Raw genomic sequence first — 19,961 nt, forward strand, 5'->3', positions numbered from 1 at the left:
CGTGTAGGGCGGGTGCAACCCGCCACAGGTGATCCGGCGGGTTGCACCCGCCCTACGGCTTCAACGCTGGCCAGCCAACCATTCCAGCGGAATCTCGTGCTGACCGCGCTCGTCAGTCACGAACAGCTCGCCATCGCTAATCATCACGCTCCAGGACAGCGAACGCGGCATGTCCAGCGCCAGGTCGGCCAGCGCCTCCTGGCCCAGGCCAACCACGTTGATGTTCTTCAGGCTGCGCACCGGGTCGAGGCACTTGGTCTGCCACACGCGCAGGTTGCCATAGGCCACCAGGCTGAATTTCTCGGTACGTCGCGAACACCAAGTGATGCGCTCGCTGTCCGGCTGACCCACTTCGATCCAGTGCAGCACACGGTCATCCAGGCTCTTCTCCCACAGCGCCGGCTCGTCGACATCCGACAGGCCACGGCCGAAGGCCAGTTGCTCGTGATAGAACAATGCATAAGCGATAAGCCGCGCAGCCAGGCGCTCTTCGGTCTCCGAGGGATGACGCGCGACGGTGAAACGCAGGTTTTCGTAAACGCTGCGATCCATGTCGGTGAGGTTCAGTTCGATCTTGTAGGTGGTCGATGGCAGGGCCATGGCGGGCTTCTTGGCTGGTCGAAAGACGGCAAGTCTAACGCGAATCGCCACCTCGATGCCGACGCGCCAATGAACAGGTTGGCAAATGTCCCGATACGCGGTTGTCAGCCTGACCGGTGATCCGTATAAACCGCAACGCCGGAGCATTCATGATGAATGCCCAAGGGAAAGCACTGCCACAAGGAGGTTTCATGGAGGCGCTCATCATTGCGGCGATGGTATTTTTCATCATCGTCAGGCTCCTTAACTCGGTCAGCGGCACGGAAGAAGAACTTCACGTGGATGTCTCAGGCCGCCATGCGCGCATCACGCCCACAGACGCCGCACAAATCAATCGCATCAGCATACTGAGCCTCAGCGCACCGGAGCTGGCCTTGCAGGTCGCCTCCCGCCTGTGGGGAGATGCCTGGCAAATCGCTCATGTTTCGCTCTGCAGCGTACTGCTGAAGCTGGATAGGGAGGAGGACGCGCTAAAACTGCTCTCACATCTCGAAGCGCCCTACGCCCAGAACGCCCTGGTAGAGATGCTGCAGTACCTGCTGGAGAACGGGCAGAGGGACAAGGCGCTCGAGATAAAGAATCGCCTGGGTGCAGATCTCTCCAGCCTACCGCTGCTGCATGCCGAACTGCTGCTGGCCGAGGGAAAAGCAGATGGGGCACGTAGCGTATTGGCTGCCCTGACCCAGGATGATCAGCTCGATGCCGACCAACTGATCGCTCTCGCGCGCCTGCAGCAATGCAGCGATATGCCCGATGCAGCGCAGGCGAGCCTTGCCAAGGCTGAGGCTGCATTAAATACCGAAGAACAGCGCTCGCTTATCGAGTGGCGCCCCTTCATGCAGGCGCTGGCCGAATTTCAGCGCTATCCGGAACTGCTTCAACTCGCCGAACGGAGCGAGGAAGACAAGCGCTACATCGCGCAGTTGCTATTGGACAAAGGGCAGTACGAGCACACCTTGACCTTGCTGGGCTCCGTCGACTCCGCCGCCGCTTACCTGCTGGATTACGAAAAGCTGCTCGCTCAATTGCTGCATGACCAGCGCCATGATCTGGCACAACAGCTGTTGCTCAACTCGACCGGAAGCACCCACTCGATCCTGCTGGAGCACTATCTGGACTGGTATGTCCGGCAAGGCGATACCCGGCAAGCGCAAAAACTGCTGGACGATGAAGCATCGCGTCTGGAGCCCGCCACGCTCAACTGGCTCATGCTCAACCTGGCGCAGCGCCATTGCGAAAGCCAGCACTATTGGACGGGAGATCTGCTACGCCAGTCGGATCGCCTGGTGAGCAGTCGCAGAGGACAGCCGGAGTGGCCATTCATGCGCCTGCTCTACCTGCAACACCTGCTAAAAGAGCAAGCCAAGCGCCCCTTGAGCCAGCGCGATAGCTGGACGATCCGCAATCATCTGGAAGAAATCGCCAAACTGCACGCCCAACTCGAATTCGACGACGCACTATCCGAGCGCATTCATCACTGTGAATTACTGCAGACACTCGGCGAGCCGGAGCAGGCTCGGACACTGGCGAAAGAGATCGAACGACAACTGCGCGATGCGCAGTTCCAGGAAGAGGACGATAGAAGTTTCTACTGCGATGAATTCGTCACAGTCCTGATCAAGCTTGGCGAGCTGGACACTGCCAGGAAACTGTTTGAGGAGGGCCTGACCAGCGACTGGCAGGAGGAGCCGTTGCTACAGGCTTATGTCGAAGCAGATCGACTGGAAGAAGCCGTGGAGCAGATCAGCTTCAAAACGCTTATCGGGCACGCTGACGCCCCCATAAACGCGCTACATCAACGTATCGTGCACCTGGCCGAGCAAGACAAACAACGCAGCCAACACCTGCAGCAGCGCTTGTTCGAGCGCCTGAATGACGACACCACCTGGAAATCCTGGGGCATGCTTAGCCAAGGTCAGCGCAACGAAACCGAGGCCTCGACCTAGAGGCGCGCCAGTAGCGCCTCCAGCGCCTGCTCCGGCGCCTCGCGCCATAGGCCGTAACTCAGCGGCAGGGTTTCCAACCCTGCCCGCGCCAGCACCAGGTAGCGCTCCAGTTCGAGAAAGCCCTCGCCCTCCCCCGGAAAGCCGATCAGGTCGATGGCCAGGCACTTGTCGCCGCGCCGGCAGAAGATATCCAGCACCAGCCCGGCCAGCGGGTAGTGATTCCAGGTGGTCACCCCTTTGGCCTGCAACGCCTCGCACAATTGGCTCCGCGCCGCATCAGTAGCGCCGGGTTGCCAGGCGGCGCCCGGTATCTCCAGCGACTCCAGATAGCGACGTAGCAGGTGCGTGGCAGGCAACTGGCGTTCGTCGCCACTGAACAGCAGCACCTGGCGTTCGCGAGCGCGGGTGATGGCGACGTTGAACAGGTCGGCGCGATTGAGGTAGGCCGCAGCCTGGCTCGATTCGCGGTCGATGGCGAAACTGAGGATCATCAGGTCGCGCTCTTCACCCTGGAAGCCATAGGGCGTGTCCACCAGCAGGCGAAATTCACGCAGCTGCTCCAACGGCAGCGTTTCACCGACGCGCTTGCGGATCAGCTCGACCTGATCACGAAACGGCGACAACACGCCGACGCTGGGCTTGAGTGGGCTGCCACGGTACTCGGCCAGGTGCGCCTCGAGCAGCGCCATTACCCGAGCCACTTCCACCTCGTTGGCGCCATTGCGCCCGCGTTGGCCATCCAGCCGCTGCAACTGCAGGCTGTCGCAACCCTGGCTGCCGGGGCGCTCCTTCATCACCCGCAGGCGGCGGTCGTAGAACATCTCGTTGCTGAAACGGATCAGCGCCGGGCGGCTGCGGAAGTGTTCGTCGAGAAACACCACCGCTTCCTGGCTGGCCAACTGCTGGCCGACCAGATCGAGCACGCTGTTGTCGCGGTAGCTCCAGGCCTCGCGCTCCTTGGCCTGCAGACTGGCGCGCTGCAACAGCTGCACCTCGCGCGCACGGGAAAGGAAGGAGATATGTCGCAGCTGGCGTATGTCACCGGTGACCACGGCGCGCTTGCAGCGCTGGAAGGCCGGCAGCGCCGAGGCGATATCGCACTGGGTCGCCTCGTCCATCACCATCACGTCGAACAGCTCGGGGCGCAGCGGCAGCAGGCGGTGCAGCTCGTCCAGCGTCACCACCCAGATCGGGAAGGCAGCCAGCAGGCGTGCCGGGTCGATATCCTCGAACAGGGCCAACTGGCGCTGCGAGTTGCGCGCGCGGATGGCCTGGTTGTACCGCACGAACAGCGCCCGGTCGCTGAGCAGCAGGCGCTTGAGGTTCAACGCCCGATGGCTGTTGAGGTGCTCGCGGCTGAGGCGCTGGCGGCGTTGCTGACAATCGCGCAGCTCATCGAGCAGCACCCAGGGGCGCACGCTGCTGCCAATGCGCTTGCGCACCCAGGGCACCTGCAGCCAGCGACGCCAGAACACCAGGCTACCGCGCTCGGCGCGCAACAGCAGGCGACTCCAGCGCACCGCCTGTTCGCAGCGCTCACGAAAATCCGCCGACAGCCGTCGTTCGGCCTGGGTAAGCACCTGCAACTCGCTGCGCTGACGCTCCTCGGCCTGCTCGGAAACGTTCTCGAACTCGCCCTGCAGCAGGCGTTCCAGGCGCTCGCGCAGGGCCTGACGCAGGCTCTGACCATCGCCTTCGAGCACACCGTCACGCAGGCCGAAGTCCTCGCGCAGCTTCTGCGCGATAACCCGTACCGCCTGGGCGCTGCGGCTGACCAGCAGCACGCTCTCGCCCTGCAGGTAACGATCCAGCGCCAGCGCCGCCAGGCTGTAGCTCTTGCCGGTGCCTGGCGGCCCGGAAATCTGGCTGAGGGGATAGCGCGCGGCATTGTCCAACGCCCGGCACTGGGCAGTGCTGAGCTGCGCCGGCAAGCGTTGCGGCGTGCTGCTTGAACCGGCGAGCTGAACCGGCGGCGTCTCACCGAGCAGTTGCAACAACGCAGGAGATAGATGCGGCGCCTCGTGCAGCAGTTGCAGCTCGTGGGCGATACCACGGCTGCCGCTGCCACGCGGCACCAGCGCAACGAAGGCGCCGGGCAGCAGGCTCAGGCTGCGCCGGCGCTGAGCCTGGGCCAGTTCGTCGGCGCTGGCCAGCGCCGGAAAGCCGGCCGCAGCGGCTACCTCCCGCACCAAAGTATGACGCTCGACCCAGGCCAGCAGCTCGCCGAGCCCGGCAATATCCAGTGCCTCCACCGGCAGCGGCAGGCCGTCGATCTCGCCGCCCTGACTGTCGTCGAACAGGCGGCGCAGCAGACGCCAGTTGCCGTGGGCACGCTGCACGTCGATGCCGAGCAGATGGCCGTTGCCATCCTCGGTGGGTTGCAGGCTGGCCTCGTAGTAGAACAGCGGGCCGCAGATGGCCTGCGAGCCGCCCTGCTCCAGCTGCAGGCGACCGCACACCGGCAGCACGCCATAGACCAGTTGCAGTTCGCGCTGATACAGGGCCTGGGCCTCAGCCAGGGTACGGCCCACATCCGCCGACAGGGGCAGCAGCGACAGGCTGCCGCTGGCCAGTTCTTCACGCCCGTCGAGCCAGGTCCAGCGCTGGGCAGGCAGCTTGCCCAGGTTGTCCAGATCCAGGTCGCGGCTGTCGGCCAGGTAGCAACTGCGGTAGAAGCCGATCAGCTGGCGGGCGTGTTGGTCGCTCATCAGTTACCTGCGTAACGCGCCCAGAGCTTGTCGAACTCGCGACGGTACTCGGCCACCAGATGCGGGTCATCGGTCACCAGCAGGTTTTCCTCGTTGCTGGTGCTGGCGCTGCGGGTCCAGTTGAAACTGCCGCTGAGCAGCAGGCGGCCATCGAACAGGGCGAACTTGTGGTGCATGTGGAACGGGCTGTTGTCGATGCGCAGCGGAACACCCTGCTCGACCAGGTGCTGGATGTCACTGCCGGCATCGAAGCGCTTTTCGCTGTCGCTGATGATGCGCACGGCGATACCGCGACGGTGCACGGCAATCAGCTCGTCGCTGAGCTGGTTGTCGGAGATGGTGTAGACACAGACGTCCACCGACTCCCTGGCCTGGCGGCAGAGGTCGCGGATGCGCTGGCGGCAGCTCTCGCCAGGACTGAAGTGCGCGCTGCTATGGCCGCGAATCGGCGAGCAACGTACTTCCAGGGTCTTGATCACCTGCTCCAGCCACTTCAGGGCGGGCATCGCGTCCTCGGGATTCTGGATCAGCTCACGCACCAGGGCGAAGGCGCGGTTACGCATGTAGCGCACCTGATCGGGGCTCAGGTCATTACCCAGCTCGCGCAGCTCGTCACGTTCCTCGTTACTCAGGCGCAGGTCGGCCAGGCTCTCGCGCAGGTGTTGGTCGAGTCGGTTGAAATCCATGCAAATTCCCTTTCGTCATTGATTGCGGCGGCGACTCAATGCGGCGTAGAGCACGCCGCTGAAGGCACCGGCCAGATGGTACTCGAAGGACACGCCAGCACGTGGCAGCAGACCGAAAAACCAGCCGCCGTAGAGGAAGAACACCAACACGGCCAGCAGCAGATCGAGCAAGCTGCGCTCGAACCAGGCCCGTGCCAGCAGCAGCCCCCAGAAGCCGAACAGCCAGCCACTGGCGCCGACATGCAAGCCGGTACGGCCGAATAGCCAGACCAGCGCACCGCTGAGCAGGATGATAAAGGCACTGGAACGGAAGAAGTCACGGCGCGAGCGCAGCAACACCAAGCTGCCGAGCACCAGCAGCCCGCTGAGGTTGCTGAGCAGATGCGCCCAGCTGCCATGCAGCCAGGGCGCGAGAAGAATGCCGGGTAGCGCCTCGATATGCCGGGGCAGCAAGCCCCAGACGTTCAAGGCGCCGCCAAGGGCGCCATTGACCACTTGCACCAGCAGCATCGCGCCGCTGATCAGCAACAGCGGGCGAAGCTCGGTCAGCCAACCTCGCCTCACGGCGCCTCGTCATCCACGATGTCGCTACGCTGCTCCTGTCCGAGCAGCGTCCCCAGGTCACGCAGTTGGGTGGAGATTTCCAGCATGCGGTTGTGGGTGCGCAGATCGATATCGATCTTCTTGTCCATCGCCTTGATCAGCGGCAGGAAGCTGTTCTGCAAGCTGTCGGCCAGGTTCTCCAGCAACTTCTGCGTGCCCGGCTGCGGCGGCGCGACCACCTCAACCTGCGGACGCAGCTTGCCCAGATTGTCCAGACCAGCCAGCAGTTGCTCCCAGGGAATGCTCGGCGTCTCGCTGGCCGGCTTGCCGGCGCCCAGACCGCGTACACCTTCGACCAGGTCGACCAGTTGCGCCACCACGCGGCCACCGACATCACTGTCGCTGCCCCCCATGGCCTTGTTGCGCATGAAGTCGCGCTTGATCTGCGCCCAGCGCTCGATCTGCTCGGGCGTCTGGTTACCGCGCAACTCAGCGAGCTTGAGCAGGTTCTCCTCGGCGCCGGTGGTGAGCAGCTGCGACTCGCCCTGGTAGTGGTCGGCGATCAGTTGCAGCAACTCGGAGTCGTTCATCACCGAGCTGATCTTCTCAGCCATCTTGTTCATGTTGCGGTAGCTGCCCTGCAGCTTGAACGGCGGCTCGGTGCGGTAGGTGTCGGCCTGCGCAGCGCTGACGATGTACTGCTGGTTGACCCGGCCGACCACGTCGCGCACCTGCATCAGGCGCTGCAGGGTCGAAGTGATCTCGTTGATCTCGGCGGCGCTGTAGGTGTGACTCAGCTCGTTGGCGGAGAACGGCTTTCCCTCGGCCTTGGCGACGAAACGATAGACGTCGGCCATGTCGCGAGTGGCCAGCGGCGCCAGCACCGGGTTGGAGGTCAGGCTGTTCTCGATGTAGGACAGCGCGAAGGCTTCCTGCATGCCACCCAGGGTATCGCCGAGGTTGTAGATGTCGGCGCGGTTGGCGAGCATGTCGGGAATCTTGAACACGTCGCCGGACTCGGTGTACGGGTTGCCGCTCATCACCACGCAGAACTTCTTGCCGCGCATGTCGTAGGTCTTGGTCTTGCCCTTCCACACGCCTTCGATGCGCCGCGTGCCGTCGCACAGCGAGATGAACTTCTGCAGGAACTCGGGATGGGTGTGCTGGATGTCGTCGACATACAGCATCACGTTGTTGCCCATCTCCAGCGCCAGATTGAGCTTTTCCAGCTCCTGGCGCGAAGTGGCGTCCGGGGCCTGGGCCGGGTCGATGGAACGCACCTCGTGGCCCAATGCCGGGCCGTTGATCTTCATGAAGATCAGACCGAGGCGGTGCGCCACGTACTCCATCAACGTGGTCTTGCCGTAGCCGGGCGGCGAGATCAGCATCAGCAGGCCCATCAGGTCAGTGCGCTTGTTCTCGCCGGCGGTGCCCATCTGCTTGGCCAGGTTGTCGCCGATAAAGCCCAGATACACGTCATTGATCAGCTTGTTACGCACGAACGACGACAGCGGCCGCGGCTTGAACTCGCTCAGGCGCAGCGCCGCGCGCTCGCGGTTGATCACTTCCTGGCGCAGTGCCTGGTAGCGCTGCAGCTGCGGCACGAAGTGACCACGATGCTGCTCGAGGCGGGCGAAGTAGTCGTCGATGGCCAGCACCAGGGTGCCATCCTGCACACGCGGATGGTCGCCGAGCAGTCCGCTGACGGAAAAGCGCAGATCGACCTCGGTGAAACGTCGCGCGAACTCCTCGTCCAGCAGGCTGATGGCCACGGCTTCGGGAATGTATTCGACCAGCTCGGCCAGCGCCTCGTCCTGCGCACAGAGACCATCGAACCAGGTCTGCGACAGCGACCAACGCTGCACGGGGCGACCGCGCAGGTTGTCCAGCGCCTCACGGTAGTCGTCCCAGACATGGCTGGTCTGCATGCGCTGCTGCAGGGTGTCGAGCAGTTGCCGAGCGTACTTGCTAAAGGTGAACTCAATGGGCTTGGCCGCCAGTTCTTCGACCAGATAGGCTGCAGCCGCCTGGCGCTGCGCCGCGGTCACGGCCAGCGGGTGCTGGGCGAGGAAACGCTGCATCGCCGCATCGATCTCTTCTCGCAGGCGCAGCACGCCGTCTTCACTGCCGAACATCTGCCGCAAGTGCAGGCTGCTACGTGCTCGCTCGGGCCACAGTTCAGCCTCGATATCCTGCCCCCAACGGTTCCAGAACAGCGCGGCGAAGCCACGAGCGGCCGGCGCATAACGCAGCAGCCCGGCGCTTTCGCGCAGCGGCAGCAGCTGGATCAGGATCAGCGCAGCATCATGGTCGTGGATGCCTTTCTCGTAGGCATCCTTGTAGCGCGGCGCGGCAAAATCACGAATCAGCCGGGTCAGGTCATCCGGCTGCGCCAGGTGGGTCTTGAGCAGATCCAGGCTGAGGCCTTCACGCCCGCCCAAGGCGGCGTCCAGCACCAGCCCGGCGAGGTATTCGGCGCGGTACAACGATGGCGATTCGGACTCCAGGGAAACCTGCCAGTAGTCGCGCAAGCCCTCCAGGGTCTCGTCGCGCAGCGGCTCGAGAAAGTCGGTACCGGTCAGGTGCAGATACAGCGCATCGCCGCGCGGCATCAGGGTCAGGTCGAGTTCCTGGGTGTTGACGCTGAAGCGGTGGCGCGGGCCGAGCTTGATGACGTTGCCGCCTTCCTCGAACAGCTCGCTCTTGTCGCGCAGCGCTCGTACAGCCTGGTCGCGGGCGGCCTTCAGGCGCGCCTCCACGTCATCGGCCTTGACGCTGTCCTTGAGCTCGCGCAGGCGCTCGGCCATCTCGCGCAGCTTGAGGATCAAAGGGTCGGCGGCGAAGAAGGCGTTGAGCTCGTCCATCTGGGTCAGGCGTGCGGTACGCCGGCCAAGACTGTCGAGGATGCGCTGGGCGGCGTCGAGCACACCCTGGGCACGGCGCTGACGCTCGTCGAGCAGGCTCTGCTTGTGCGCCTCGAAGGTTTCCAGCAGCTCCTCGCGCTTGCCGAGGATATCGCTGAGGAACTGCTCCTGATCGCCGAACTGGCTTTCCAGTTCTTCCAGTTGTACCAGCAGGCGCGACAGCTGCTCGTCGCACTTCTCCGGATCCTGGGCCAGCGCCAGGGCGTTGGTGATGCCCTGGCCGAAGAGTTTGAACTGGGCGCCGAACTGCGCCACGGTCTCGGCCGAACCCAGGCCCTTGCGCCGCTGCTCGGCGCGCGCCTTGGCCTGGTTGAGACGGGCGTAGACCTCGGAAATCGACTCGACGATGCGCGTGCGCTGGGTGGCGTCGTCGATCTTCAGCGAGGCCATCAGACTCGACAGCATGTCGAGGTTGCCGGCCATCTCCTGCATCTCGAGCAGCGGCTCGTTCAGCTGGGTGACGGTCTCAGCCTTCTGCGCCAGGCCATCCAGCTCGCCCAGGCGCTGCACGTAGGGTTGCAGCGCCGCATCGCTGGCCAGGAAAGCCGAGGTGGCAGTGGCCACGCGCTCCTGCGCGTCGAGCAGCTCGGTCTCCATGGCGTCGATGCGCGCCACGTCGATATAGCGGTAGTCGCGTATGCTCAGCAACTGGCCGCGCTGCGCGGTGATGGCGTTGAGCGCCTCGACGAAGTGCTGCACCTCGTCCCAACTGTCGACCAGCAGGCCCGAGAGCAGGCTCTTCTGCCGCGACTCGGCCTCGGCCATGGCCCGGCTGGACTGCTGGCGAATGCTCTCCACCTTCTCGAACTCGTCGAGCACCAGTTCGGAAGTGGCGGCCACTTCACGCAGCAGCGGTGCCAGCTCGGCGCACTGGGCGTCGCCCAGCCAGTGGTAGATGTCAAATAGGCGGCGGGTGTTCTGGCACAGCTGGGTATAGCGCGCCACCGACACTTCGCGGCTGTCGATCTCGCGGCTGAGGTTGAGCAGGTCGGATACGCCACGCACCAGCTCGGCGTTGCCGATGCGCCCGAAGAAACCGCTGCGCGCCGGCTGGCGGGCGGCGTAGTCCTCGCTCTCGAACGGCGTCTGCCAGATCTGCATCGGGTGGATGCGGGTCGGCTCGCTACCCTCGGCAGAGAAGATCACCATGCGCCCGTCTTCCAGGCGCGCGTAGCCGTGGCCGAAGATCGGGTTGTGCAGCTGGCGGTTGATCATGTTGTAGGTGAACAGCGCCGCGCGGCCTTCTTCCGGATGGTAGAAGATGTACTGCACGTCTTCGCCGTTGGGTGAACGCACCGAGCGCTTGAAGCGCATGCCGACCATCGATTGCTCGAAGGTCTTGTGCTCGCCGTTCTGCAGGTAGTAGCCACCGGGGAAGATGATGCCGTGGTCTTCCGGCAGCTGCACGCAAGCCAGGCCGATGGCGTCGATGCGCTCGACCTGGCGGGTCAGGCTGTTGAATACCAGATAGCGCCACTGTTCTTCGCGGTACGGCAGCACCTTGAGCAGGATCAGGCTGCCCAGGCGGGCATATTCGATCTGTGCGTCGTCCAGCGACTGGGTCTTGTCCACCACTGCTTCGCGGTAGATACCCTGGCCGTCCTGGGTGTTGTTCTCGACCTTGATCGTCAGGTCGCCGCCGACGGTCTCGACGAACACGGTGTCGAGAATGTTCACGTGCGGATGGCGGCCCATGACCACCATCTCGCGGGTGGTCTTCTGCCACTCGAAATCGAACGGCGCCGGCAACGCGATATCGCGCTCGCCGCGGTTGTCGATGTAGCGGACATCCTTGCCGTCGGTGGAGATCGACCAGCGGAACACGCGGATATCGGTGATTCGCTCGCCGATCTGGAAACTCGCCAGCAGCTTGCCGTCACGGATGGCCAACTGCAGCAAACGGGTGTTCTTGTAGTAGGTGTACAGCTCGTTGAAGTCGGCGACGAAGCTGGCCTGGGCCAGAAAGCTGCCCTCCAGCGGCACTGGCTCGGCCTCGTATCCCTCGGCGTTCTCCACCAGGCGGTAGAGGGAGAACACGTCGGCGACGTGGGTTTCCTTCTTCAGGCCGATGAACACGTTGTAGCCGAACAACAGGCACTCGCCGACCTGAACGATATCGCGAGCGATGCAGTTGTTCTCGGTGCGGATACGTACCCGGCCGATGGCTTCCATATGACTACTGCCGAACTCAGCCAGGCGCTGGCCATTGAGCGTTTCGGTCAACCCGCGCAGGCGCTGGCCCTGCTCCTGCAGGCGCTTGTGCAGCACCTCGTAGGCGCCGCCCTCGGCGACGGCCTTGTCCAATACGTCCTGTGTTTGTGCGTCCGACATCGTGTTCTTCCTGGATATTCGGCATCGAGCACCCTCGCCCAATCAGCAGGGCAAGGGGTCTGGAAAATGCGTGGGAGGTTCGCGGCTAAAGCCCCTCCCACAGCCGGTAGGGTGGACAACGCTCTTTTTTTGTCCACCGCTCGTGTCGCCAGTGGTGGGCAAAAAGTGCGTTGTCCACTTGCTAGGCTGAAGCCCACCCTACAGGCAGGTGGCTCAGGCCTGCTCCGAACCGGCGCTCGGTGCGACCACCGGCGCGGCCGGTGCCGCCTTGCCAGCCAGCAGACGGGAGATCACGTCCTGCACCACCGGGCTCTTGCCGACCACGCCTTCGATGGCCTTGCCAACCGATAGCGACTTGGCGAAGGAGTTGAAGAAGTCGCCTTCGCCGCCGACGATCTCGATCTTCGCCTTAGCCAGCGCGGTGGCCAGCACCTCGGCCTGATCCTTGGCGATTTCCTTGTTCGCGGCGATGGCGGCCATGGCCTCCTCGAAGCTCTTCTCCAGCTGCATGCGGAACTCTTCGTGCTGTCGGGCGTTGTCGCTGAGCGCGTCGAGAGCACCGAACTTCTTGCCCAGACCTTCGGCTTCGGCGTTCAGACGCTCCAGCAGCACCTGCGCTTCGGCCATACCCAGATCCTGGGTAGCCTTGGCCTTGGCGGTACCGAGCTGCTCTTCGCCGCGTGCCTGGGCGCCGAGTTTTTCTTCCAACACCTTGGCGTCGGCCAGGCCGTCTTTTTCCTTGGCGGCTGCCTGCGCTTCGATGACACGCGCCTGGGCCAGACCTTTTTCCTGCTCGCCCTTGGCTTCGGCGATCAGGCGCTCGGCCTGCACACGAGCCTCGGCCAGACCTTCCTTCTCTTTCGCCGCGGCGGTGACTTCACGCACCCGCGCATCGGCCAGACCAGGCGCGGCACGCTCGGCTTCGATCCCCTCGGCCAGTTTCTTCTTGGCCTCGGCACTCTTGGCCGCGGCTTCCAGCTCGGCCTGTGCCAGGTTGTTGATTTCAACCGCTTTGTGCTTGGAACGGGTTTCGTCGGCTTCGGCCTGTTTGACCTGGCGTACCAACTCCTGCTCGGCTTCGGCCTGGGCGTTGAGCACGGTGACCTGCTTCAGGCGCTCGGCTTCGGACACTTCACGCACTTCCTTGATGCGCTCCTCTTCCTGGGCCACGGTCTTCTCGACCGCAACACGCTCGCGCACCACAGCGGCGATGTTCTTGCGCTCTTCTTCCAGCGCCTTTTCCTTCTCGATGCGCTGCAGTTCGACCTCGCGCTCGCGGGAGACCACTTCCAGATCCTTGGCGCGGGTGACTTTCTCCACTTCGATGACCACGGCGCGCTGACGGTTCTGCTGCGCCACTTCCACTTCGCGCTGGTGGTTCTCGGCGCGGATGTCCAGTTCCTGCTGGGTCTGGATACGTGCCTGCTCGGCCTTGAGGCGTTCTTCCTCACGCACCTTCAGGGTTTCCGCTTCCTCACGGGCGCGGATGGTCTCGATCTCACGCTTCTGGCGCGCCTCGGCATCAGCCTGCTGACGCTCCAGCGACAGGGTCGCCTCGCGGGTTTCGACGTTCTTCTTCTTGATCGCCAGCTCTTCGTTGCGCTCCAGTTCGTTGGTGATGACGTTCTGTGCGGCGGTCAGCTCGGTGATCTTGCGGATACCTTCGGCATCGAGGATGTTGCTCGGATCCAGGGAAGCCTTGGAGGTCTGCTCCAGGTAATCGATGGCCACGTCTTCCAGCACGTAACCATTGAGGTCATTGCCGATCACTTCGACGATGCGATCACGGAAGTCCTGGCGATTCTCGAACAGCTCGACGAAGTCGAACTGCTTGCCGACGGTCTTCAGCGCCTCGGAGAACTTGGCGTTGAACAGTTCGTTGACCGCACCACGATCCGAGGCGCGCTCCACGCCGATGGCCTTGGCCACCTTGAGCACGTCTTCCTGGGTCTCGTTGACGCGCAGATAGAAGGCCACGGTGATATCGGCACGCATGTTGTCGCGGCAGATCAGACCGTCCTTGGCGCGGCGGTCGACTTCCAGGGTGATCAGGGAGATCTTCATGAACTCCTTGAGGTGGATCACCGGGTACACCAGGGAGCCGGTGAAATGCACCTTGGGCGTCGAGCTCATGTCGTTGACGATCAGCGCGGTGCCTTGCGGAACCTTGATGTAGAAGGCCTTGAACAGGAAGATCAGCCCTGTCACCAGAATTGCTATAGCGGCGACAACTGTGAGCAGCCCCATTAACGTAAGTCCCATTCTCTTCGATCTCCCTTACTTGCTTTGCGAGCCAGGTTCAGACGCCCCGGAACTCATTCTCAGAAATGACGCGATAGGCATGCTCGGTGGCCAGATACTCCAGCAACACCACACGATCGCCCCGTTTGAATCCTTGAGCCTCATCAGCCCTCACTCGGAGGATGAGCCCCGCACCACCATCCTCCAGCACGGCTTCACCATGCTGCAGGGTAACCTTGCCACTGCGCACCAGCGCTACCTGCCCCAGCACTGTCTTGCTGCTGGTCGCTTCCGCCTTTCTGAAAAGCGGACGAAGCGGCCGGCAAATGGTGGCACAGACAGGAACCGCCAGAACCAGCGCACCTAGCGTCACGATCAGTCCCAGGGGAAACCGCAGCACACCCAGAGGCAGGTACTGCAGTAACCAGACCTCGACGAGGTAGCTGATCAGCCAGCCGATCAGCGTCAACAGCGTGACCACCACAGTGACCGGCACATCATTGAGCTTGAGCTTGGATAACAGGCCGGCGACGCCTTCTACCTGGCCTGCACCATCGAGACTCGAATCCATGCTGACATCGAGCAGGTCGACTTCAACGCCGCCCAAAGCCACCGCGAGCCAATAGATGAGCACGAGGCAGAACATGATGCTGAAAAGCACGGTGGGAAATGACAAGGCTACTTGCAGGAAGAGTTCCATGGCGTTCCTTTTCCTAGATCCATGCGCAAGGAGCGATCACTCGCCCCTTGCGCCTTGCCCGGCCCTGATCAGGCCTTGGACTTGTCCTTCAAGCGCGCCAGCACACTGTCGGCACTGGCGTTGTCGGCCTTGATGCCAGCAGCACGCAGCTTGGCTTCCAGCGAATCATCCGGCGCGCTGGTGGCAGCCAGTTCGGCCGAAGCCTCCATCTTCGCCGCTCGCTCGGCCTGCTTCTGCTTGATCCGCTCGAGCGACTCGACCGCCGTCTGCAACTTGGCCTGCGAGCCACCATAGCGCTGTGCTACGGCCATCTGCGCCTTCTGCACGCTTTCGGTGGCCTTGACCGTATCCACCTGCTGCTTGAGGCGCTTGATGTTGCCCTCGGCCTGGGTCACGGCCTTGCGCAGTTGCGCCACGCTGGCGGCGAAACCCTCGGCCTGTTCACGCTCGCTGGCCTGCTCGACTTCCAGGTTGGCGATCTTCTCGGCGACTTCCTTGGCCAAGGTTTCGTTGCCCGCATCCAGCGCCTTGAGCGCGTACTGTTCGTACTCGGCGATGCTCGCCGCGCTCTTGTTGGCCTTGTCGCTGGCCAGCTTCTGCTTGGCCATGATCTCGGCCAGGGCTTCCTTAGACTTGCGCAGCTCGACATCGGCGTCGCGGATTTCCTGATCGAGGATACGCAGGGCCTGGCTATCGACCACTGCCTCACCCACTTCGTTGGCACCGCCACGCAGCGCCGTCAGCAATTTGCTCCAGACATTCATCGTCTTATCTCCTCTCAGGCGCTGGTCTTGAGGAAGCCTTCATAGGCTTCGGTGGCCTTGATCACGTTGTCCGCCAGCAGTTCGATCTCGAACACCACGTCGGACAGTGTCGACGACGAGCTAAGCGCGCCGAACATGATGTAGCTATCGCTACCGTCGGCCGAGCGTTCCAGGCCGATGGACGACAGCGGAAACAGCTTGTGGGTACGCAGCACTTCTTCGTTGAACGCGGCGATATCCGTGACATCGGCAGCCGGCCAGAGCAGCGCCTCGACGACGATCTGCTCACCGAATACGGCGATGAACAACGGCAGCTCGCCGTACTCGCGCATGGTGACATGCAAACTGGCATCGGCACCCTGAAGCAATTCGATGCCGGCCTGCCCGCTTTGGAACAGTTCCGCTGCCGCCAACGCTTCACTCAGCGCCTGGGCGGTCCAAACCTGCGGCATGCTCATACCTTCCTCCTTTTCCATCGAAGCCAGCGACAACTGAGGCTGGCGCAGTTTGCGCTCGAACGCGAGCAACAGCGGCGCGTGCTCGGGCAAGATCCAGACTTCCTTCTTCACCAACCCCTGCTCCCGCAGGCGCTGACGATAAAGACGCTGGTAATGGGCTGATGATTTATTGTCCATGAAGAGCAGCCTAGATCCTCACATGTAATAACGCAACACATCACATGTGATGAATTTCATACCATTCGTCGAAATATCGGACAGGACTCATCCACGACCACGAAGCGGCCGGCGAGACAGAAGGGCTTTGAAGGAAAGGACAAGAAGGGAAAGCCATCCATGCGATCTGACCAAGCGCATCCATTCGCCTGGGCGAATTAAACCGCAGCACGCCTGCCGATGCACGCCGAAAAGCGCCAACCTCTTCGCACTTGGGTCGTTTGCCACTGCACGAGCAAACGTGGTCAGGCCCTCATCAATGCAATAGGCTTGCTGCCGTCCGCAGCTACAGGAGTCATCATGAGCACACCCAGCAAACCCCTGTCCGGCCTGAAAGTGGTCGAACTCGGCAGCCTGATCGCCGGCCCGTTCGCCTCACGCATCTGCGCCGAGTTCGGCGCCGAGGTGATCAAGGTGGAGTCTCCCGACGGCGGCGATCCACTGCGCAAATGGCGCAAGCTCTACGAAGGCACCTCGCTGTGGTGGTTCGTGCAGGCGCGCAACAAGCGCTCGATCACCCTCAATCTCAAGCATGAAGCCGGCCGCGAGGTACTGCGCAAATTGCTGAAAGAGGCGGACATCCTGATCGAGAACTTCCGCCCCGGCGTACTGGAAAAACTCGGCTTCGACTGGCAGACCCTGCACGCACTCAATCCCAAACTGGTGATGGTGCGCCTCTCCGGCTTCGGCCAGAGCGGCCCGATGAAGGAACAACCCGGCTTCGGCGCAGTCGGCGAATCCATGGGCGGGCTGCGCTACATCACCGGCTTCGAGGATCGCCCACCAGTGCGCACCGGCATCAGTATCGGCGACTCCATCGCTGCCCTCTGGGGCGTGATCGGCGCACTGATGGCATTGCGCCAACGCGAGGTCAACGGCGGCAGTGGCCAAGTCGTGGACGTAGCCCTGTACGAGGCGGTGTTCGCCATGATGGAGTCGATGGTGCCGGAGTTCGACGTCATGGGCTTCATCCGTGAGCGCAGCGGCAACATCATGCCCGGCATCACGCCCTCCTCCATCCACACCACGTCCGACAACAAGCACATCCAGATCGGCGCCAACGGCGACGCTATCTTCAAGCGCTTCATGCAGGCGATAGGCCGCGAAGACCTGGCCAACGACCCGACCTTGAGCAGCAATGACGGCCGCGATGCACGCCGTGGCGAACTGTACGAAGTGATCGATCGCTGGGCGGCAAGCCTGCCGCTGAGCGAAGTGGAAACCCTGCTGCGACAGGCAGAGGTTCCCGCCAGCCGCATCTACTCGGCCGAGGACATGCTCAGCGATCCGCAGTATCTCGCCCGAGAGATGTTCCTCTCAGCCAAACTGCCGGATGGTAAGGCGTTCAAGATGCCGGGCATCGTACCCAAGCTATCGGAGACGCCAGGCAGCGTCGACTGGGTCGGACCGGAACTGGGCGAGCACAACGAAGAAGTGCTGGGCGGGCTCGGCTACAGCACCGAACAAATTGCCGCGCTGCGCGCAGACGGCGCGCTCTAGGATTCCATTCCTGGTTTTCATCCGGTTCACGCCAGTTTCCAGAGATGCGAATAACGGGACACGAGAAACTCCTTTTCATGATGGACAGGCATTGCCCAGTCTCCAACGCGCAGCATGGCTCGACTCGTGAAGAACGATTCAAAGTGCCATTATCTAATTCACAGATCCGCAGCAGAACCGTCAGGGTAGGCAAGCTACAGCACTTCGCTGTGGCCTAAACACCGAAAGCAAGGAGATGCACCATGACCGTTTTCAATGTGAACTTCGCCGTCGACGACATGGAAGGCAAGACCGTACTGGTTTTCCTCAAGCCGCAGAACCCGCAACGCGACTACCGCATTCACGCCTGGCAGGTTCTCACAGGCTCTACCGGTACCACCGAATCCTTCAGCTACGAAGCGGTGATCGAAACCGACGTCACCACCTTGGGCGACATGGAAGGCAACATGATCATCTCCGAACGCCGAGAAATCACCCCAGGGCAGCTGCTACAGGCGGTCAACCCGAACGGCATGTCACCAATCCTGGAACGAGCACCTACCTCTCTGGCATTGGAAAAGCTGACCCCACAACAGTGCGGCGTCATCAATAAAACCAACCCGTACATTCAGTTCGACAGCAACTGGTACGTTAATGGCCGCCCGGTAGTGACCATGCCCAAGGTCGACTCGCGCATGACCGTAAGCTTCGAGTACGGGCCAGGTTTCTACTTCATGGTGACCACGCCACCAATGGCTGGGCAGACCTATATCGTGCAGAACTTCTCGGATATGACCCAGTACATCGCCCCCATCGCGGCCACTGAAGTGGACGTTACGCTCAGCCGCCCGAACGGCCTATGGAATTTCGACTTCGCAGCCAGCTAAGCACGATCTCTGAAATAAAAAGCCCCCGACGATCACTCGCCGGGGGCTTTTCACATCAACGCATCAGAGCGGCTTGCCACGGTTGCCGTGAGCCGCGACGAATTGCTGTACGGCCTTCAGATCATTGGCCAGCACCGTGCAACGCTCCTCGCGCTGGAACAGATCGGTCAGGTGAGCCGGCAACGCCGGAACGGCGTCGATGCCAGCCTTTTCCACCGCCTCGGGGAACTTGACCGGATGCGCGGTACCCAACACCACCATCGGCGTCGCCAGGCTGCGGCGGCACTCACGCGCGGCGCGCACACCGATGGCAGTGTGCGGATCGAGCAGCTCGCCGCACTCCTTGTACACCTCGGTGATGGTCTCGCAGGTCTGCTCGTCATTCACTGCCAGCGAATCGAACAGCTTGCGCGCCTCGACCCAGCGATCCTCCTCGACACTGAAACCGCCTCCCTGCTTGAAGCTGTCCATCAGGCTGGCGATGGCAGCACCGTTGCGACCATGCAGATCGAACAGCAGACGCTCGAAGTTGGACGAAACCATGATGTCCATCGACGGCGACAGGGTCGGGTGCAGGGTTTCCTTGACGTACTGATTGCCGCTCATGAAGCGATGCAGGATGTCGTTGCGGTTGGTGGCGACGATCAGCTGGCTGACCGGCAGGCCCATGTTGCGCGCCAGGTAGCCAGCAAAGATGTCGCCGAAGTTGCCGGTCGGCACCGAAAAGGCGATGGAGCGCGCCGGGCCGCCGAGCTGCAGAGCAGCGTGGAAGTAGTAGACGATCTGAGCCATGATTCGCGCCCAGTTGATCGAGTTGACCGCCACCAGGCGCGTGCCCTTGAGGAAGCCCTGGTCAGCGAAGCTGGCCTTGACCATCTCCTGGCAGTCGTCGAAGTTGCCTTCGATGGCGATGTTGTGGATGTTCTCACCCAAAATGGTGGTCATCTGCCGGCGCTGCACTTCGGACACACGGTTGTGCGGGTGCATGATGAAGATATCGACGTTGTCGCAGGCCTTGCAGCCCTCGATGGCCGCCGAGCCGGTGTCGCCACTGGTGGCGCCCATGATCACCACGCGCTCACCGCGCTTGGCCAGCACATGATCGAGCAGGCGACCGAGCAACTGCAGGGCGAAGTCCTTGAACGCCAGGGTCGGGCCATGGAACAGCTCCAGCACCCACTCGTTACCGTTCAGCTGGCGCAGCGGCGCGACCGCGTTGTGGGCAAACACACCGTAGGTTTCTTCGAGGATCTTCTTGAAATCAGCATCGGAAATGCTGCCGGCAACGAACGGGCGCATCACCCGGAAGGCCAGCTCGTGATAGGGCAGCCCAGCCCAGGAAGCGATTTCCTCGACGGTGAAGCGCGGCAGATTCTCCGGCACGTATAGGCCGCCATCGCTGGCCAGGCCAGCCAGCAGCACGTCTTCGAAATTCAGGGCCGGCGCCTGGCCGCGGGTACTGATATAGCGCATGGGAT

Annotated in this window: 13 protein-coding genes; 3 read left to right on the forward strand and 10 right to left on the reverse strand. The window is 62.6% G+C overall.

The genetic code is table 11. The annotated features are described in order from the left end of the window. Nucleotides 1-60: 60 nt before the first annotated feature. On the reverse strand, nt 61-600 hold the full coding sequence (locus tag C7A17_RS04190) for a YaeQ family protein (protein ID WP_106736834.1): 540 nt from the start codon (nt 598-600) through the stop codon (nt 61-63). Nucleotides 601-791: 191 nt separating this feature from the next. Here C7A17_RS04190 and C7A17_RS04195 point away from each other — a divergent pair, with 191 nt between their 5' ends. After that, nucleotides 792-2,546 carry a hypothetical protein gene (locus C7A17_RS04195; RefSeq protein ID WP_106736835.1) on the forward strand — a complete coding sequence of 585 codons (1,755 nt, stop codon included), beginning with the start codon at nt 792-794 and terminating at the stop codon, nt 2,544-2,546. On the opposite strand, the gene C7A17_RS04200 is transcribed toward C7A17_RS04195, so the two are convergent. The 8 genes from C7A17_RS04200 to bacA form a co-directional block, all read right to left on the reverse strand. Continuing rightward, nucleotides 2,543-5,254 carry a DEAD/DEAH box helicase gene (locus C7A17_RS04200; protein ID WP_106736836.1) on the reverse strand — a complete coding sequence of 904 codons (2,712 nt, stop codon included), beginning with the start codon at nt 5,252-5,254 and terminating at the stop codon, nt 2,543-2,545. The two genes, C7A17_RS04195 and C7A17_RS04200, sit on opposite strands and share 4 nt — an antisense overlap. Further along, on the reverse strand, nt 5,254-5,940 hold the full coding sequence (locus tag C7A17_RS04205) for a phospholipase D-like domain-containing protein (protein WP_106736837.1): 687 nt from the start codon (nt 5,938-5,940) through the stop codon (nt 5,254-5,256). Before C7A17_RS04205 ends, C7A17_RS04200 begins: the two co-directional genes overlap by 1 nt. A gap of 15 nt (nt 5,941-5,955) precedes the next feature. Further along, nucleotides 5,956-6,504: a rhomboid family intramembrane serine protease gene (locus tag C7A17_RS04210; RefSeq protein WP_106736838.1), complete on the reverse strand. Its 549-nt coding sequence runs from the start codon at nt 6,502-6,504 to the stop codon at nt 5,956-5,958. After that, complete coding sequence (locus C7A17_RS04215; RefSeq protein ID WP_106736839.1) at nt 6,501-11,738, reverse strand: DNA repair ATPase; 5,238 nt, start codon at nt 11,736-11,738, stop codon at nt 6,501-6,503. Before C7A17_RS04215 ends, C7A17_RS04210 begins: the two co-directional genes overlap by 4 nt. Nucleotides 11,739-11,951: 213 nt before the next feature. After that, on the reverse strand, nt 11,952-14,000 hold the full coding sequence (locus C7A17_RS04220; RefSeq protein WP_199796389.1) for a flotillin family protein: 2,049 nt from the start codon (nt 13,998-14,000) through the stop codon (nt 11,952-11,954). A 37-nt stretch (nt 14,001-14,037) separates the two neighbouring features. Then, nucleotides 14,038-14,679, reverse strand: a complete 642-nt coding sequence (locus C7A17_RS04225) for a hypothetical protein (protein ID WP_106736841.1) — start codon at nt 14,677-14,679, stop codon at nt 14,038-14,040. A gap of 68 nt (nt 14,680-14,747) precedes the next feature. After that, nucleotides 14,748-15,443, reverse strand: a complete 696-nt coding sequence (locus tag C7A17_RS04230) for a PspA/IM30 family protein (RefSeq protein WP_106736842.1) — start codon at nt 15,441-15,443, stop codon at nt 14,748-14,750. 14 nt (nt 15,444-15,457) lie between these two features. Further along, nucleotides 15,458-16,078 (reverse strand): biofilm formation regulator BacA, encoded by a 621-nt coding sequence (gene bacA, locus C7A17_RS04235; RefSeq protein WP_106736843.1) that lies wholly within the window; start codon nt 16,076-16,078, stop codon nt 15,458-15,460. Nucleotides 16,079-16,417: 339 nt separating this feature from the next. Here bacA and C7A17_RS04240 point away from each other — a divergent pair, with 339 nt between their 5' ends. Next, a complete protein-coding gene (locus C7A17_RS04240; protein ID WP_106736844.1) occupies nt 16,418-17,617 on the forward strand; it encodes a CaiB/BaiF CoA transferase family protein in 1,200 nt (399 codons plus the stop codon). A gap of 242 nt (nt 17,618-17,859) precedes the next feature. After that, nucleotides 17,860-18,483, forward strand: coding sequence for a hypothetical protein (locus tag C7A17_RS04245; protein WP_106736845.1), 624 nt, complete (start codon nt 17,860-17,862; stop codon nt 18,481-18,483). A gap of 63 nt (nt 18,484-18,546) precedes the next feature. Here the strand turns inward: C7A17_RS04245 and thrC are convergent, their stop codons facing one another. Beyond that, nucleotides 18,547-19,956, reverse strand: coding sequence for a threonine synthase (gene thrC, locus C7A17_RS04250; protein WP_106736846.1), 1,410 nt, complete (start codon nt 19,954-19,956; stop codon nt 18,547-18,549). Between the last annotated feature and the right edge of the window lie 5 nt (nt 19,957-19,961).

It is taken from the genome of Pseudomonas mendocina (assembly GCF_003008615.1).
GTDB classification, from domain to species: Bacteria; Pseudomonadota; Gammaproteobacteria; order Pseudomonadales; family Pseudomonadaceae; genus Aquipseudomonas; species Aquipseudomonas mendocina_C.